General features: G+C 71.9%; 12 protein-coding genes. 3 read left to right on the top strand and 9 right to left on the bottom strand.

Translation table 11 applies throughout. The annotated features are described in order from the left end of the window. Positions 1–4: 4 nt before the first annotated feature. On the bottom strand, positions 5–475 hold the full coding sequence (locus tag AB0M28_RS12215) for a DUF948 domain-containing protein (RefSeq protein ID WP_365401930.1): 471 nt from the start codon (positions 473–475) through the stop codon (positions 5–7). A gap of 150 nt (positions 476–625) precedes the next feature. Between AB0M28_RS12215 and AB0M28_RS12210 the strand changes: the two genes are divergently transcribed. Next, positions 626–2830: an NB-ARC domain-containing protein gene (locus AB0M28_RS12210; protein ID WP_365401927.1), complete on the top strand. Its 2205-nt coding sequence runs from the start codon at positions 626–628 to the stop codon at positions 2828–2830. Here the strand turns inward: AB0M28_RS12210 and rpsD are convergent. From rpsD to AB0M28_RS12180, 6 genes are all read right to left on the bottom strand, one after another. Further along, positions 2818–3429, bottom strand: coding sequence for a 30S ribosomal protein S4 (gene rpsD, locus AB0M28_RS12205; protein ID WP_365401924.1), 612 nt, complete (start codon positions 3427–3429; stop codon positions 2818–2820). The genes AB0M28_RS12210 and rpsD overlap by 13 nt on opposite strands. Before the next feature lie 123 nt (positions 3430–3552). Then, the gene (locus AB0M28_RS12200) at positions 3553–4332 is read right to left on the bottom strand and encodes a DUF1524 domain-containing protein (RefSeq protein WP_365401921.1); all 780 of its coding nucleotides are present in this window, start codon (positions 4330–4332) and stop codon (positions 3553–3555) included. A 25-nt stretch (positions 4333–4357) separates the two neighbouring features. Beyond that, complete coding sequence (locus AB0M28_RS12195) at positions 4358–5734, bottom strand: replication-associated recombination protein A (RefSeq protein WP_365401918.1); 1377 nt, start codon at positions 5732–5734, stop codon at positions 4358–4360. Between the two features lie 33 nt (positions 5735–5767). Further along, complete coding sequence (locus AB0M28_RS12190) at positions 5768–6409, bottom strand: vitamin K epoxide reductase family protein (protein WP_365401915.1); 642 nt, start codon at positions 6407–6409, stop codon at positions 5768–5770. 175 nt (positions 6410–6584) lie between these two features. Continuing rightward, positions 6585–7847 carry a histidine--tRNA ligase gene (gene hisS / locus AB0M28_RS12185; RefSeq protein WP_365401912.1) on the bottom strand — a complete coding sequence of 421 codons (1263 nt, stop codon included), beginning with the start codon at positions 7845–7847 and terminating at the stop codon, positions 6585–6587. A gap of 11 nt (positions 7848–7858) precedes the next feature. Beyond that, on the bottom strand, positions 7859–8569 hold the full coding sequence (locus AB0M28_RS12180; RefSeq protein WP_365401909.1) for an MBL fold metallo-hydrolase: 711 nt from the start codon (positions 8567–8569) through the stop codon (positions 7859–7861). A 178-nt stretch (positions 8570–8747) separates the two neighbouring features. Between AB0M28_RS12180 and AB0M28_RS12175 the strand changes: the two genes are divergently transcribed. Continuing rightward, a complete protein-coding gene (locus AB0M28_RS12175; RefSeq protein WP_365401906.1) occupies positions 8748–9560 on the top strand; it encodes a peptidylprolyl isomerase in 813 nt (270 codons plus the stop codon). A 245-nt stretch (positions 9561–9805) separates the two neighbouring features. Further along, positions 9806–11035: a DUF349 domain-containing protein gene (locus tag AB0M28_RS12170; RefSeq protein ID WP_365401903.1), complete on the top strand. Its 1230-nt coding sequence runs from the start codon at positions 9806–9808 to the stop codon at positions 11033–11035. A gap of 82 nt (positions 11036–11117) precedes the next feature. On the opposite strand, the gene AB0M28_RS12165 is transcribed toward AB0M28_RS12170, so the two are convergent. Both AB0M28_RS12165 and AB0M28_RS12160 read right to left on the bottom strand, forming a co-directional pair. Next, positions 11118–13616 (bottom strand): RelA/SpoT family protein, encoded by a 2499-nt coding sequence (locus AB0M28_RS12165; RefSeq protein ID WP_365401900.1) that lies wholly within the window; start codon positions 13614–13616, stop codon positions 11118–11120. 131 nt (positions 13617–13747) lie between these two features. Continuing rightward, positions 13748–14287, bottom strand: a complete 540-nt coding sequence (locus tag AB0M28_RS12160) for an adenine phosphoribosyltransferase (protein WP_365401897.1) — start codon at positions 14285–14287, stop codon at positions 13748–13750. Positions 14288–14458: the final 171 nt, after the last annotated feature.

Genomic DNA, 14458 nt, shown 5'->3' with positions numbered 1-14458 from the left:
CTACTCAGCCCTTCCTGCGTCGTGTGCCGAGCCCGCCGCGGCGGGCGGCCGGCACGGTCCGGGCGGGGATCACGGGACTCGCTGGAGTCATATCGGGCACACCCGGGGTCCGGGGGCGGCCGAGCGCCCGGCGCACCCCGTACCCGAACGCCGCGACCTTCACCAGGGGGCCGCCGAAGGCGGAGGAGACGGTCGTGGAGAGGGCGGACGCGTTCGCCGTGACCTCCTGGACGTCGGCCGCGATGGCGTCGACCCGGGCGAGCTGCGTGTGGGCGGAGCGGACCGTCTCCGAGGCGTCCGCCAGCAGCGGGACCGCCTGCTCGGTGATCTGCTCCACCAGCGCGCTCGCGGCGCGCAGCACCTGCGCGAGCCGGACCAGCGCGAGGGCGAGGAAGGAGACGAGGATCGCCCAGAAGACGGCCACGAGGAGGCCCGCCACCTCACCACCGGACACGGCGCACCCCTCCCTCGACATCGGTCGCTCATGGCTACGTTGGGTAACCGCGACGGGTCTGAACCCTATCGCGCCGCACTGACAAGGCGTGCGCTCCACCCCCCTCGACAGGGGAGGGTTTGCCCGGACAGATTGTACGTTCCGCATACCAGCGAGTACGCTCCGTGTTCTATGCGCCGCACCCCGCTCCCCCGCAGCGTTCCCGTACGCCGGCCCTCCCCCGGTAACCTCCCCGCCGAGCTGAACCGGTTCGTCGGCCGTGCGAAGGAACTGGCGGAGCTGGAACGGCTGCTGTCGTCGGCCCCGCTCGTCACCGTCACCGGCGTCGGCGGCGTGGGCAAGACCCGTATCGCACTGCGCGTCGCGGCGCGGCTGCAGGATCGCTTCAGCGGCGGGGTGTGGGTGGTGGACCTGTCCGCGCTGCGCGACGGCGGCCTGCTGGAGCACACGGTGCTGGACGCGCTGGGCCTGACGGACGGCCCCGGGGTCTCCCCGGCCAGCCGGCTGGCGGAGCATCTGGCGGACCGCGAGGTACTGCTGGTGCTGGACGGCTGCGAGCATCTGACCGCCGACTGCGGCCGGCTGACCGACGCGCTGCTGGGCCGGGCCCCCGGGCTGACCGTGCTGGCCACCAGCCGGCGCGCCCTGGGCACCGGCGCCGAGCGGCCGTTCCGCCTGCAGCCGCTGCCGGCCTGCGAGACGGACTCGGACGCCGCGGCGCTGTTCGCCGACCGTGCGGGAGCCGTGCTGCCCGGCTTCGACGCCGGGGGCGCGGACCGTGAGGCCGTGGCCGAACTGTGCCGCCGCCTGGACGGCATCCCGCTGGCGCTGGAGCTGGCCGCGGGGCGGCTGCGGGCGCTCTCCGTGGTGCAGATCCTGCAGCGCCTGGACGACCGCTTCCGGCTGCTGGCCGGCTCCAGCCGCAGCGCGCTGCCCCGCCACCAGACGCTCCGCACCGCGATCGGCTGGAGCCACGAGCTGTGCACGCCCCAGGAGCGGCTGCTGTGGGCCCGGCTGTCGGTCTTCGCGGGGGACTTCGACCTCGACGCGGCCGAGTACCTGTGCGCGGGTGACGGACTGGCGGCGGACGACGTCCACGGCGTCATCGAGGAGCTGGTGGCCCAGTCCGTGGTCATCCGCGAGCAGGGCGGGGACCGCGTCCGCTACCGGATGCTCGAGACCATGCGCGAGTACGGGGCCCGCTGGCTGGAGGGCCTGGAGGCCACCGAGGCGCTGCGGCTGCGGCACCGCGACTGGTATCTGGGGCTGGCCACCTGGTGCGAGATGGACTGGTTCGGCCCCCGGCAGCAGGAGGTGGCGAGCCGCGTCGAGGCCGAACTGCCGAACCTCCGCCTCGCGCTGGAGTACTGCCTGGAGGTCCCCGAGGACGCGCACGTCGGCCAGTATCTGGCGGCCACGCTGTGGTTCTACTGGACGGGGTGCGGCCGGATCTCCGAGGGCCGGCGCTGGCTGGAGCGCGCGCTGGAGCTGGAGAGCACCCAGCTGGAGCCGCGCGCCAAGGCGCTGTGGGTGGCCGGCTATCTCGCCGTCCTGTGCGGGGAGCCGGTGGCCGCGCTGACGGCCCTGCACGAGGGCCGGCGCCTCGCGGAGAACATCGGCGACGACAAGGCGGCGGCGCACGCGGTCCAAATGCTCGGGCTGACCGCGGCGTTGAGCGACGACATGCCGCGGGCCGTCGAGCTGCTGGGCCAGTCGGTGGAACGATTCCGCGCGCTCGGCGAGTCCGACTCGCTGGTCCTGCTGGCGACGGTGCAGCTGGGCATGGCGAGCGGCTTCGCCGGCGATCTCGACACGGCGGTGGCGTTGCACGAGAGCGTGCGGGACACCGCCCGGGAGTCCGGAGAGCGCTGGGCGCTGGGACACGCGCTGTGCGCGCTGGGGCACGCACGCTGGCAGCGCGGCGAGCCGGGACCGGCGAGGGAGCTGGTGCTGGAGGGGCTGGCCGTCCACGAGTCGTTCCACGACGTCCTCGGGATGACGCACGCGCTGGAGCTGATGGCGGCGCTCGTCGCGGACGAGGATCCGGCGCTCACCGCCCGGTTGCAGGGCGGGGCGGCGGCGGCCTGGCGCACCTTCGGCCGGGAGCGTTTCGGCTCCTGGCACTTCGCGACGGCCCGGCGGCACGGCGAGCGCCGGGCCCGCGAGGCGCTGGGCGACTGCCGGTACGAGACGGAGCTGCGGGTGGGCCGGGAGCTGGGTCTGGCGGCCGTGGTCGGCGAGCTCCTCGCCCAGCCGGGCGCGACACGGCGACGGCCCCGCACCCCCTGCTGCGAGCAGCGGGAGCCGGGGCCGTGCCCGGGGCGGGGAGGCACGCACGGGCCCCCCGCGCCCCGGAAGCCGGATCAGCGGGCGTAGAACTCCACGACGAGCTGCTCGTCGCAGATCACCGGGATCTCCTTGCGGTTGGGGTCCCGGTCCAGCCGGAAGGCCAGCGCCTGCAGGTTGACCTCGAGGTACTTCGGGGTCTCGCCCTCGCCGGCCCAGCCGCCCTCACGGGCGACCTGGAACGGGTGCTTGGCGCGGCTGCGCTCGCGGACCATCACGACGTCGTCGGGACGGACGCGGTACGACGGCTTGTCGACCTTGCGGCCGTTGACCTCGATGTGGCCGTGGACGACCATCTGACGCGCCTGGTAGATGGTGCGGGCGAGACCCGAGCGCAGGACGAGCGCGTCGAGGCGCCGCTCCAGCTCGATGATCAGGGCCTCACCGGTCTTGCCCTGGACCTTGGACGCACGCTCGTACGCGCGGACCAGCTGGCGCTCGCTGATGTCGTACTGCGCCCGCAGCCGCTGCTTCTCCATGAGCCGCACCTTGTAGTCGGAGGTGCTCTTGCGGCCACGGCCGTGCACGCCCGGCGGGTAGGGGCGAGCCTCGAAGTACTTCACGGCCTTGGGCGTCAGCGGGATGCCGAGCGCGCGCGACTTGCGGACCTTGGGGCGCGACTGGTTCACGGTGTGCGGTTTCCTTCGGTGAAAGATTAGGTATGCCTTACCTTACGCGATCCATCGCGCTCAGGGCTACTCAGGGTGAACAAGGCCACGTCCCGGTGCATTCCCGGCACCACCCGGGTCCCGTCAGGAACAGGTGGCGAGCATGTCCTGCAGCGCCAGCTTCTCCGGCGCGGTGACGGTCAGCCCGTACTTCGCCTTCACGCCCGTCCAGCGCCGTGCGTACTCGCACCAGTAGGCGCGCCTCGGCTTCCACTTGTCCGGGGTCTGGCTGCCCTTGTCCTGGTTGGCCTGCTGGTCCACGGCCAGCAGCTCGTCGAGGTCGTTGGCGAAGTCGATCCGGCGCTGCGGGCTCCAGGCGTACGCCCCCGCCCGCCAGGCGGCGCCCAGGGGCACCACGTGGTCGATGTTGATCCCGGTGGCCCCGCGGTAGCGGTACGGCAGCGTCTTCCCGGTCAGCGGATCGTGCAGTACGCCGGAGAGCACCACACAGGGGTTGCGGTCCCCGCGGCGCAGCTCGTCGAGGTCGCGGGCGAGCACGTCGTCGCGGGTGTCGCAGCCGTTGCGGCCGCCGACCCCGTTGTGCTCGTCGGTATAGAAGCGCCCGAACTCCGCGCGCCTGTACGTCTGCCAGTTCTTCCCCCACGCCACCGTCAGCCCGGCCAGCTGCTCACCGGCCCGGGCGGCCGAGGGCGGGAAGGAGCCGGAGGCCGGCGGCGAGAGCGGGACGGGGGTGGTGGGCGACGCGCCCGGCAGCGCACTGGCGCCCGTCACGGGCGACGCGGTCGGCACCGGGGCCCCGGCCTTCTCCGGCGCCTCGTCCCGTGCCAGCCACAGCACCACGAAGACCGCCGCCAGCAGGATCAGCACCGCCCACCTGCGCATCCGTGACCGCGGCATCGCCATGCGGGCAGCGTATGGCGGCCCGGCGCTACGAGCCCTCTTCGGCTGCGCCGTCCGTGCGGCCCGCGAGCCGCTGCCGCGCCCACTCCACCACGTCGGCGTACCGCGCCTCACCGCCGTAGCGCGTCGGCTGGTAGTAGCGCGTGCCGTGCAGGGCGTCCGGCGCGTACTGCTGGGCGGCGATGCCGCCGGGCACCTCGTGCGGGTAGACGTACTTCTGCCCGTGCCCGAGCTTCTTGGCGCCCTTGTAGTGCGAGTCCCGCAGATGCATCGGTACGGGGCCGGCCTTGCCCGCCTTCACATCGTCCAGCGCGGCGCCGATCGCCGTCGTGACGGCGTTGGACTTCGGCGCGAGGGCCAGGGCGATGGTGGCGTGCGCCAGGGTCAGCGACGCCTCCGGGAAGCCGATCATGGCGACGGCCTGGGCCGCGGCCACGGCGGTCTGCAGGGCCGTGGAGTCGGCCAGGCCGATGTCCTCGCTGGCGGAGATCATCAGGCGCCGGGCGATGAAGCGCGGGTCCTCCCCCGCCTCGATCATGCGGGCGAGGTAGTGCAGCGCCGCGTCCACGTCGGAGCCGCGGATCGACTTGATCAGGGCGCTGGCCACGTCGTAGTGCTGGTCGCCGTCGCGGTCGTACTTCACCGCGGCCCGGTCGACGGCGTCCTCCATCGTCTGCAGCGAGATCTCCGGCTCGCCCTTGGCGATGGCCGAGCCGGCGCCCGCCTCCAGGGCGGTGAGCGCGCGCCGCGCGTCGCCGCCCGCGATGCGCACGAGGTGGTCCTCGGACTCGCCGGGCAGGGTGACCGCGTCCCCGAGACCCCGCTCGTCGGCCAGCGCGCGGCGCAGCAGGCCGCGGATGTCGTCGTCGGTGAGGGGCTCCAGGGTGAGCAGCAGGGAGCGGGAGAGCAGCGGGGAGATCACCGAGAAGTACGGGTTCTCCGTCGTCGCCGCGATCAGCGTCACCCAGCGGTTCTCGACGGCCGGGAGGAGGGAGTCCTGCTGGGCCTTGCTGAAGCGGTGGATCTCGTCGAGGAAGAGGACGGTCTCCCTGCCGTACCCCCCGGAGGCCCGCTTGGCGCCCTCGATGACGGCGCGGACCTCCTTGACCCCGGCGGTGATGGCGGACAGCTCCACGAACCGCTTGTTGGTCGCCTTGCTGACGACGTACGCCAGGGTCGTCTTGCCGGTGCCGGGCGGGCCCCACAGCAGCACGGACGACGGCCCCGCGGGCCCCTGCTCCCCCTCCTCGACGAGTCGGCGCAGCGGGGAGCCGGGCTTCAGCAGGTGCTGCTGGCCGACGACCTCGTCGAGGACGCGCGGCCGCATCCGTACGGCGAGCGGGCTCGCCGCCGGGTTGGACTCTGCGCGTTCCTCGGCGGCGGCGGTAAAGAGATCGGGCTCCACACCGGAAACCCTATGTCACCGGTCTGACAGTCCTCACGCGAAGAGCGCGTTGCCCCACTTCAGATAGATGAGCAGCGCGATGACGCCGTACCACAGCACCGGGACCACCCAGTGGAACTCCAGCACGCCGCTGCGCACACCCTCCGGTACGCGGAAGACGCCGGTGCGGATGTTCTGCACGGTCGTGTACCAGAAGACCAGGATCGTGACCGCCCAGGCGGCCATGCACCACAGGCACAGCCGGCTGATGTCGTACAGCGACGAGTACTGCAGGAAGAAGACGAAGCCGATGCCGAAGAGGCTGCCGAGCCACAGCCCGACCCACCACCACTTGCGGAACGCGCCGCCCGCGAGCAGCGAGAAGCCGATCACGACGAGCATCGAGAAGGCGACCCAGCCGATGTACGGGTTGGAGAAGCCGAAGACGTGGCTCTGCCAGCTCTCCATCACGCTCTTGCAGGAGAACACCGGGTTCAGGCTGCACGGCGGGGTGTAGTTCGGGTCCTCCAGCAGCTTCAGCTTGTCGTGCGTGATGGCAGCCGAGGCGCCGACGCCGATGAAACCGCAGATGATGAGCAGCCACGCGAAGCCCCGCCCGGCCCCGATGAGACCGGAGGCGGAGGAGCCGCCCTCGTCCGTGCCCGAGGAGCGGCGGTCGGCTGCCGTCGTCGTCATGACGTCTGTCCATCCCATCGTATGAGCTGCCGCCCGGCGCGGCAGCGCCCATTGTGCCGCACCCCGTGCCGTGACGCCCGGCTGTTGCCACGCCGGAACACGAACCGGGCAGGAGGCGAGGCCATCCTGCCCGGCAACGCGTTCGATCAGCGTAAAGCCGCCCGCGCGGCGGTGGTCAGGCGAGCCGCGCGCGCAGCTCCGCGACCACCGCGTCGAGGGCCACCGGCCCCTGCTCGCCGGACTCCAGGTCCTTGACCTGGACCACGCCCTCCGCCAGGTCCCGCTCGCCCGCGATGAGCGCGAAGCGGGCCCCGGAGCGGTTCGCGGACTTCATGGCGTTCTTCATGCCCTTGCCGCCGAAGGCGAAGTCCGTCGCCACACCCTCCCGGCGCAGCTCCGTGACCAGGCCGAAGAGCCTGCGGCGGGCCTCGTCGCCCAGCGGCACGGCGTACACCTGGGTGGCCGCCGGGAGGTCCAGCTCGATGCCCTCCGCCTCCAGCGCCAGCACCGTGCGGTCCACGCCCAGCGCCCAGCCGACGGACGGCAGCGCGGGGCCGCCGATCATCTCCGACAGGCCGTCGTAGCGGCCGCCGCCGCCGACCGCGGACTGCGAGCCGAGGCCGCCGTGGACGAACTCGAACGTGGTGCGGGTGTAGTAGTCCAGGCCGCGCACCAGCCGGTCGTCGTCCTCGAAAGCCACGCCCGCCGCGGTCAGCAGCTCGCGCACCTGCTCGTGGTACGCCTTGCACGCCTCGCACAGGTGGTCGCGCATCAGCGGGGCGCCGGTGAGCTGCTTCTGCACCTCGGCCCGCTTGTCGTCCAGGACGCGCAGCGGGTTGATCTCGATACGGCGGCGGGTCTCCTCGTCCAGGTCCAGTCCGCGCAGGAACTCCTGCAGCGCGGTCCGGTAGGCGGGGCGGCACTCCTTGTCGCCGAGGGAGTTCAGCAGGATGCGGTACTGGCGCAGGCCCAGCGACTTGTACGCGTCGTCGGCCATGATGATCATCTCGGCGTCCAGCGCCGGGTCCTCGGCGCCGACCGCCTCTGCGCCGACCTGCCAGAAGTGGCGGTAGCGGCCCTTCTGCGGACGCTCGTAGCGGTACTGGGAGCCCGAGTACCAGACCTTCACCGGCAGATTGCCGGCCTTGTGCAGACCGGCCTCCAGCACGGCGCGGACCGTGGAGGCGGTGCCCTCGGGGCGCAGGGCGAGGCGGGTGCCGCCCTTGGTCTCGAAGACGTACATCTCCTTGGTCACGATGTCCGTGGACTCACCGACACCGCGCGAGAAGAGGGCCACGTCCTCGAACGCCGGGGTCTCGATGTAGCCGTAGCCGGCGGCCTTCAGCGGCGCGGCGAACGCCTCGCGCACCTTCAGGTGCACGGCGGACTGCGGCGGGATCAGGTCGTACGTGCCCTTGGGGGCCTGAAAGGTGCTCACGGAAACTCTCGTCACATTCCTCGTCGTGGGGCGGTCGTCGTTCCGCCCTGGCCGGCAGCCACCTCGCGCAGGAAGGGGTTGGTGGCGCGCTCGCGGCCGATGGTCGTCTGGGGGCCGTGTCCGGAGAGGACCACGGTCGAGTCGTCGAGCGGCAGGCACACGCGTGCCAGCGACCCGTACATCTCGTCCATGTCCCCGCCCGGCAGGTCGGTGCGTCCGATGGAGCCGGCGAACAGCAGGTCGCCCGAGAAGAACACGGGCGGGATGTCCGCCTGCTCGGGCATCCGGAAGGTCACCGACCCCTTGGTATGGCCCGGCGCGTGCGCGACGGTGAGCGACAGGCCCGCGAGCTCCAGCTCCGCGCCGTCGGTCAGCTCCCTGACGTCGTCCGGCTCGCCGACGGTCAGCTCACCCATCAGCTGGGTGCCGATGGAGCGGCCGAGGGCGGCCCCGGGGTCGCTCATCATGTAGCGGTCCGACGGGTGGATCCAGGCGGGTACGTCGTGCGCGCCGCAGACCGGGACCACGGAGGCGACGTGGTCGATGTGGCCGTGCGTGAGGATCACCGCGACCGGCTTCAGCCGGTGCTTCGCGACGGCCTCGGCGACGCCGTCGGCGGCCTGGTGGCCCGGGTCGATGATCACGCACTCCTCGCCGGCGGCGGGGGCGACCAGATAACAATTGGTCCCCCAGGCCCCGGCGGGGAACCCGGCAATGAGCACGATCGTCCTTCAGTCGTCCGGTGGATGCACTGCCCCCGGTGACGGATAGGTCACGGGGTGACGTGAAGAGCCTACCGGCGCTGCTCATGGGGCGGCGAACCGATATACGGTACGCCTCACACACATCCGGTTTTACGGCATGCCAGGCAGGCATCCGAGCGCAAGGGAGAGGTACGCGGTGGTCACCAAGGACCAGCGGCGGCGGCAGCTCGCCCGGGAGAAGTTCGAGCGGCAGCAGAACCGTCGCGTGCACGCGCGCCAGCGGGCACGGCAGCGGAACATCGTGATCGCCGCCGCCCTGGCCGTGGTCCTCGCGGGCGGCGGCGCGGTGTTCGCGGCGGCGCCGTGGGAGAACGACGGCAAGGAGGCGAAGGCCGGGTCCACGCCGAGCGCCGCGCCCACCTCCAAGGCGCCGGACCCGTGTGACAAGCCCGCCGAGGGCGCCGCCTCCACGAAGCAGTGGAAGGAGGCCCCGAAGACGACGATCGACGCCAAGGCCGCCTACACGATGAACGTGCAGACGACCTGCGGCGACATCGCCGTCAAGCTGGACGCCAAGGGCGCGCCGAAGACCGTCAACTCGTTCAACTTCCTCGCGGGTGAGGGCTTCTTCGACCACACCAAGTGCCACCGCCTGGTGCAGGGCGGCATCTTCGTGCTGCAGTGCGGCGACCCGACCGGCACCGGTTCGGGCGGCCCGGGCTACTCGATCCCGGACGAGAACCTGAAGAGCGAGACGGTCAAGGGCGGCGTCTACCCGACGGGCACGGTCGCGATGGCCAACGCCGGCCCCAACACGGGCGGCAGCCAGTTCTTCTTCGTCTTCAAGGACAGCCAGCTCCCGGCGAGCTACACGCCGTTCGGCACGGTCGACAAGGAGGGCCTCGCGGTGCTCCAGAAGATCGCCGACGCGGGCATCCAGGGCGGCGCGGGCGACGGCGCCCCCAACGCCACCGTCGTGATCGACAAGCTCACCGTCACCAAGGGGTGACACAGCGCGGCCGGGCCCGGCTGTCTGTACGCGCTTACTGCGCGGCCGAGCGCGATTGGTCTCGCGCGGGATGCGGACAGCCGGGCCACCGGTCGCCTATGTTGGCGTTGTGTAGGGTGCCTGCGCCGACAGCCGTCGGCGGGTGCCGACCGGCCGGAAGCCGCAAGGGCGCTGTCCGGCCGAAGACAACTGTGGACGATGCCGGCGGGGTGCGACCCCGCTCCGGTGTCATATGAGGAGGCGCTGTGAGCAGCGACCCGTGGGGCCGTGTCGATGAGTCGGGAACGGTGTATGTGCGTACGGCCGACGGCGAGCGCGCCGTAGGTTCGTGGCAGGCCGGCTCTCCCGACGAGGCCCTCGCCTACTTCAAGCGCAAGTACGACGGCCTGGTCGTGGAGATCGGCCTCCTCGAGCGCAGGGTGCAGACGACGGACCTGTCCGCCAAGGACGCGATGACGGCGATCGAGCACCTGCGCGAGCAGGTGACCGACGCCCACGCCGTGGGTGATCTGGACTCCCTCGGCCAGCGGCTGGACAAGCTGGTGGCGTCCGTGGACGCCCGCCGCGAGGAGCGCCGCGCGGCCAAGGCCCGGCAGTCGGAGGAGGCCCGCTCCCAGAAGGAGGCGCTGGTCGCCGAGGCCGAGGAGCTGGCGGCCTCCGAGCAGTGGCGTGCCGCCGGTGAGCGGCTGCGGGCCCTGGTGGACACCTGGAAGGGTCTGCCGCGTCTGGACCGCAAGAGCGACGACGAGCTGTGGCACCGCTTCAGCCACGCCCGCTCCGCGTTCTCCAAGCGCCGCAAGGCCCACTTCGCCTCGCTGGACGCGCAGCGCGAGGACGCCCGGCGCCGCAAGGAGAAGCTGGTCCAGGAGGCCGAGGCGCTCTCCTCGTCCCGTGAGTGGGGTCCGACGGCCGCCCGCTACCGCGAGCTGATGTCCGAGTGGAAGGCCGCCGGGCGCGCGCAGCGCGAGGCCGAGGACGATCTGTGGAACCGTTTCCGCGGTGCCCAGGACGTGTTCTTCCAGGCCCGCGGCGAGGTCTTCGCGGAGCGCGACACCGAGCAGCGGGAGAACCTCACGCTGAAGGAGGAGCTGGCCGCCGAGGCGGAGAAGCTCCTGCCGGTCGGCGATCTGAAGGGCGCCCGCGCGTCGTTCCGGGCGATCAACGAGCGCTGGGAGGCCATCGGCCACGTCCCGCGTGACGCCCGGCCGAAGATCGAGGGCCGGATGCACGCCGTGGAGCGGGCGATCCAGGAGGCGGAGGACGCCGAGTGGCGTCGTACGAACCCGGAGGCCCGGGCGCGTGCGGCGGGCCTGACCGGTCAGCTGCAGGACGCGGTCGACAAGCTGCGCACGCAGATCGACGCGGCCCGCGCCGCGGGGAACGACGCCAAGGCGGAGAAGCTCTCCCGGGAGCTGGAGGGCCGCCAGGCGCTGCTGGACCAGGCGCTGAAGGGCCTGCACGAGTTCGGCGGCTAGGCGCCGCGGCGCACAGCGTGAGAGACCCCCGCCGGGGCATCCCGGCGGGGGTCTCTTCGTATCAGGAGGCCCGGGGCCTCGCCTAGTTGTTACGGGCGGAGGTCACCCGGTACACGTCGTAGACGCCCTCCACCTTGCGGACTGCCTTCAGGACGTGGCCGAGGTGCTTCGGGTCGCCCATCTCGAACGTGAAGCGGGAGGTGGCGACGCGGTCGCGGGAGGTCTGGACCGCCGCCGAGAGGATGTTGACGTGCTGGTCCGACAGGACCCGCGTGACGTCCGAGAGGAGCCGGGACCGGTCCAGGGCCTCGACCTGGATGGCGACCAGGAAGACCGAGGACTGGGTGGGCGCCCACTCGACCTCGAGGATGCGCTCCGGCTGCTGCGACAGCGAGTCGACGTTGACGCAGTCCGCGCGGTGCACGGAGACGCCGTTGCCGCGGGTGACGAAGCCGATGATCGGGTCGCCCGGTACCGGCGTGCAGCACCGCGACAGCTTGACCCACACGTCCTCGACGCCCTTGACGATGACGCCGGGGTCGTTGGCGGCGCGGCGCTTCTTGCCGCGGCCGCGCAGCGGGGGCGCCGTCTCCTCGATGTCCTCGGTCGCCGCCTCCTCGCCGCCCAGCGCCTGGACGAGCTTCTGTACGACGTTCTGCGCGGAGACGTGTCCCTCGCCGATCGCCGCGTACAGGGAGGAGATGTCGGGGTAGCGCATCTCGTGCGCGATCGTGACGAGCGAGTCGCCGGTGAGGATGCGCTGGATCGGCAGGTTCTGCTTGCGCATGGCGCGGACGATGGCGTCCTTGCCCTGCTCGATCGCCTCGTCGCGGCGCTCCTTGGAGAACCAGGCACGGATCTTGTTCCGGGCGCGCGGCGACTTGACGAAGTTCAGCCAGTCCCGCGAGGGGCCCGCGCCCTGCGCCTTGGAGGTGAAGACCTCCACCGTGTCGCCGTTGTCGAGGGTCGACTCCAGCGGTACGAGGCGTCCGTTGACGCGTGCTCCTATGGTCCGGTGGCCGACCTCCGTGTGGACGTTGTACGCGAAGTCCACGGGGGTGGCGCCGGCGGGCAGCGCTATCACGTCGCCCTTGGGGGTGAAGACGAAGACCTCGTTGCGGGAGAGGTCGAAGCGCAGCGCGTCGAGGAACTCGCCCGGGTCCTCGGTCTCCTTCTGCCAGTCCAGCAGCTGGCGCAGCCACGCCATGTCGTTGACGGTCTCTTCGCCCTTGCCGGAGCGGCGCGGGGTGTCGGTGCGCACCTTGGACTCGCCGGCGACGGCCTGCTGCTTGTACTTCCAGTGCGCGGCGATGCCGTACTCGGCGCGGCGGTGCATGTCGAAGGTGCGGATCTGCAGCTCGACGGGCTTGCCGCCGGGGCCGATGACCGTCGTGTGCAGCGACTGGTACATGTTGAACTTCGGCATCGCGATGTAGTCCTTGAACCGGCCGGGGACCGGGTTCCATCGCGCGTGGATCGTGCCGAGGGCGGCGTAGCAGTCGCGGACCGTGTCGACCAGGACGCGGATGCCGACCAGATCGTAGATCTCCGCGAAGTCGCGGCCGCGGACGATCATCTTCTGGTAGACGCTGTAGTAGTGCTTCGGGCGCCCCGTGACGGTCGCCTTGATACGGGCGCTGCGCAGGTCCGTCTGGACCTCGTCGGTGACGACCGCGAGGTACTCGTCGCGCTTGGGGGCGCGCTCGGCGACGAGGCGGACGATCTCGTCGTACATCTTGGGATAGAGGATCGCGAAGGCGAGGTCCTCCAGCTCCCACTTGATGGTGTTCATGCCGAGGCGGTGGGCCAGCGGCGCGTAGATCTCGAGGGTCTCGCGGGCCTTCTGCTCCTGCTTCTCGCGGCGCAGATAGCGCATGGTGCGCATGTTGTGCAGCCGGTCGGCGAGCTTGATGACCAGGACGCGCGGGTCCTTGGCCATGGCGACGACCATCTTGCGGACGGTCTCGGCCTGCGCGGCCTCGCCGAACTTGACCTTGTCCAGCTTGGTCACGCCGTCGACCAGCAGGGCCACCTGGTCGCCGAAGTCCAGCTTCAGGGTCTCCAGGCCGTACTCGGTGTCCTCGACCGTGTCGTGCAGCAGTCCGGCCATCAGCGTCGCCGGGTCCATGCCCAGCTCGGCGAGGATCGTCGTGACGGCGAGCGGGTGCGTGATGTACGGGTCGCCGCTCTTGCGCTTCTGGCCGCGGTGCCAGCGCTCGGCGACCTGGTAGGCGCGCTCGATCTGGCGCAGGGTGGACGTCTCGGCCTTGGGGTCGTTGCTGCGGACGATGCGCAGCAGGGGCTCCAGGACCGGGTTGTACGGGCTCTGGCGCTGGACGCCGAGGCGGGCCAGACGGGCGCGTACGCGGTTGGGCGAGCCGGAGCGCGCCGCGGGGCCCGGATTGGGGCGGGGCGCGGGGCCGGGGCGCACGGGGGCCGTGGCCGGCTCCGGGCGGGAGCCGTTCGTCCCGGTGGGGGTGGCCGACCCGGTTTCGGGCGTGCCGGGGGCCGCCGCGAGACCGGCCTGCTTCTTGGTCTCGTCCTGCTGCGCGGCGGCGCGGTCCTTGGGCTCGTCCTGCAAGTGCACTCCCTTGCCAGTCACCCGGCCCGTTCTTCGGCAAGCACTGCAGAAAGGGGCCGGACAGCCATGGTATCCGGCCGGAGGGACCCCCTACCCGTCGGTCCCGCCCGAGGCTCCGCGCACCCGCCGCGTCAGATGGTGACGAGCGCCTCCAGCGGAGCCCCCGCCAACGCCGGCTCCAGCCGCGCCCGGCCGCCCAGGAAGCCCAGCTCCATCAGCACGGCGATGCCTGTGACCTGCGCTCCTGCCCGCCGGATCAGCTCCAGGGAGGCCTCGGCGGTGCCGCCGGTGGCCAGCACGTCGTCGATGACCAGGACGCGGTCGTCGCTCTCCAGGGCGTCCGCGTGGATCTCGATCTCCGCGGTGCCGTACTCCAGTGCGTAACTCTGCCCGAGCGTCGCCCCGGGCAGCTTGCCGGCCTTGCGGACGGGCACGAAGCCCACGCCGGCCCGTACCGCCACCGGGGCGGCGAGGATGAAGCCGCGGGCCTCGAGGCCGACGACCTTGGTGGCCCCGTGCCGCAGGGTGATCTCGGTGAGGGCGTCCGTGAGGGCCGTGAAGGCGGTGGCGTCGGCCAGCAGCGGGGTGATGTCCTTGAACATCACGCCCGGCTTCGGATAGTCCGGGACGTCCTTGATCCGGCTCAGCAAGAGCTCCTGCAAGCTGGTCATCAGCCGCCTCGTCGTGTTCGTTCTGCGCCGCGGGTATCCGCGGCCTGGCCTTGCAGAACGGTAGCAGTGCGGGAGCCCGCCGCCCGCCGACGGTCCCCCGTGCCTCCTCGCTCCACTCCTCGGTTACGCCGAGGGGTGCCGGTACGCCGAGGGGCGCCGGCTGCCCGTGGC

Source organism: Streptomyces sp. NPDC051940, from assembly GCF_040680895.1.
Lineage (GTDB): Bacteria > Actinomycetota > Actinomycetes > Streptomycetales > Streptomycetaceae > Streptomyces.
This window is presented reverse-complemented; position numbering and strand designations above follow the sequence as displayed.

Excerpts from the sequence above, each read along its gene's own strand:
- AB0M28_RS12200 (WP_365401921.1), bottom strand. The coding sequence starts at position 4,332 with ATGGCGATGCCGCGGTCACGGATGCGCAGGTGGGCGGTGCTGATCCTG.
- AB0M28_RS12160 (WP_365401897.1), bottom strand. The coding sequence starts at position 14,287 with ATGACCAGCTTGCAGGAGCTCTTGCTGAGCCGGATCAAGGACGTCCCG.
- AB0M28_RS12215 (WP_365401930.1), bottom strand. The coding sequence starts at position 475 with ATGTCGAGGGAGGGGTGCGCCGTGTCCGGTGGTGAGGTGGCGGGCCTC.
- AB0M28_RS12210 (WP_365401927.1), top strand. The coding sequence starts at position 626 with ATGCGCCGCACCCCGCTCCCCCGCAGCGTTCCCGTACGCCGGCCCTCC.
- AB0M28_RS12190 (WP_365401915.1), bottom strand. The coding sequence starts at position 6,409 with ATGACGACGACGGCAGCCGACCGCCGCTCCTCGGGCACGGACGAGGGC.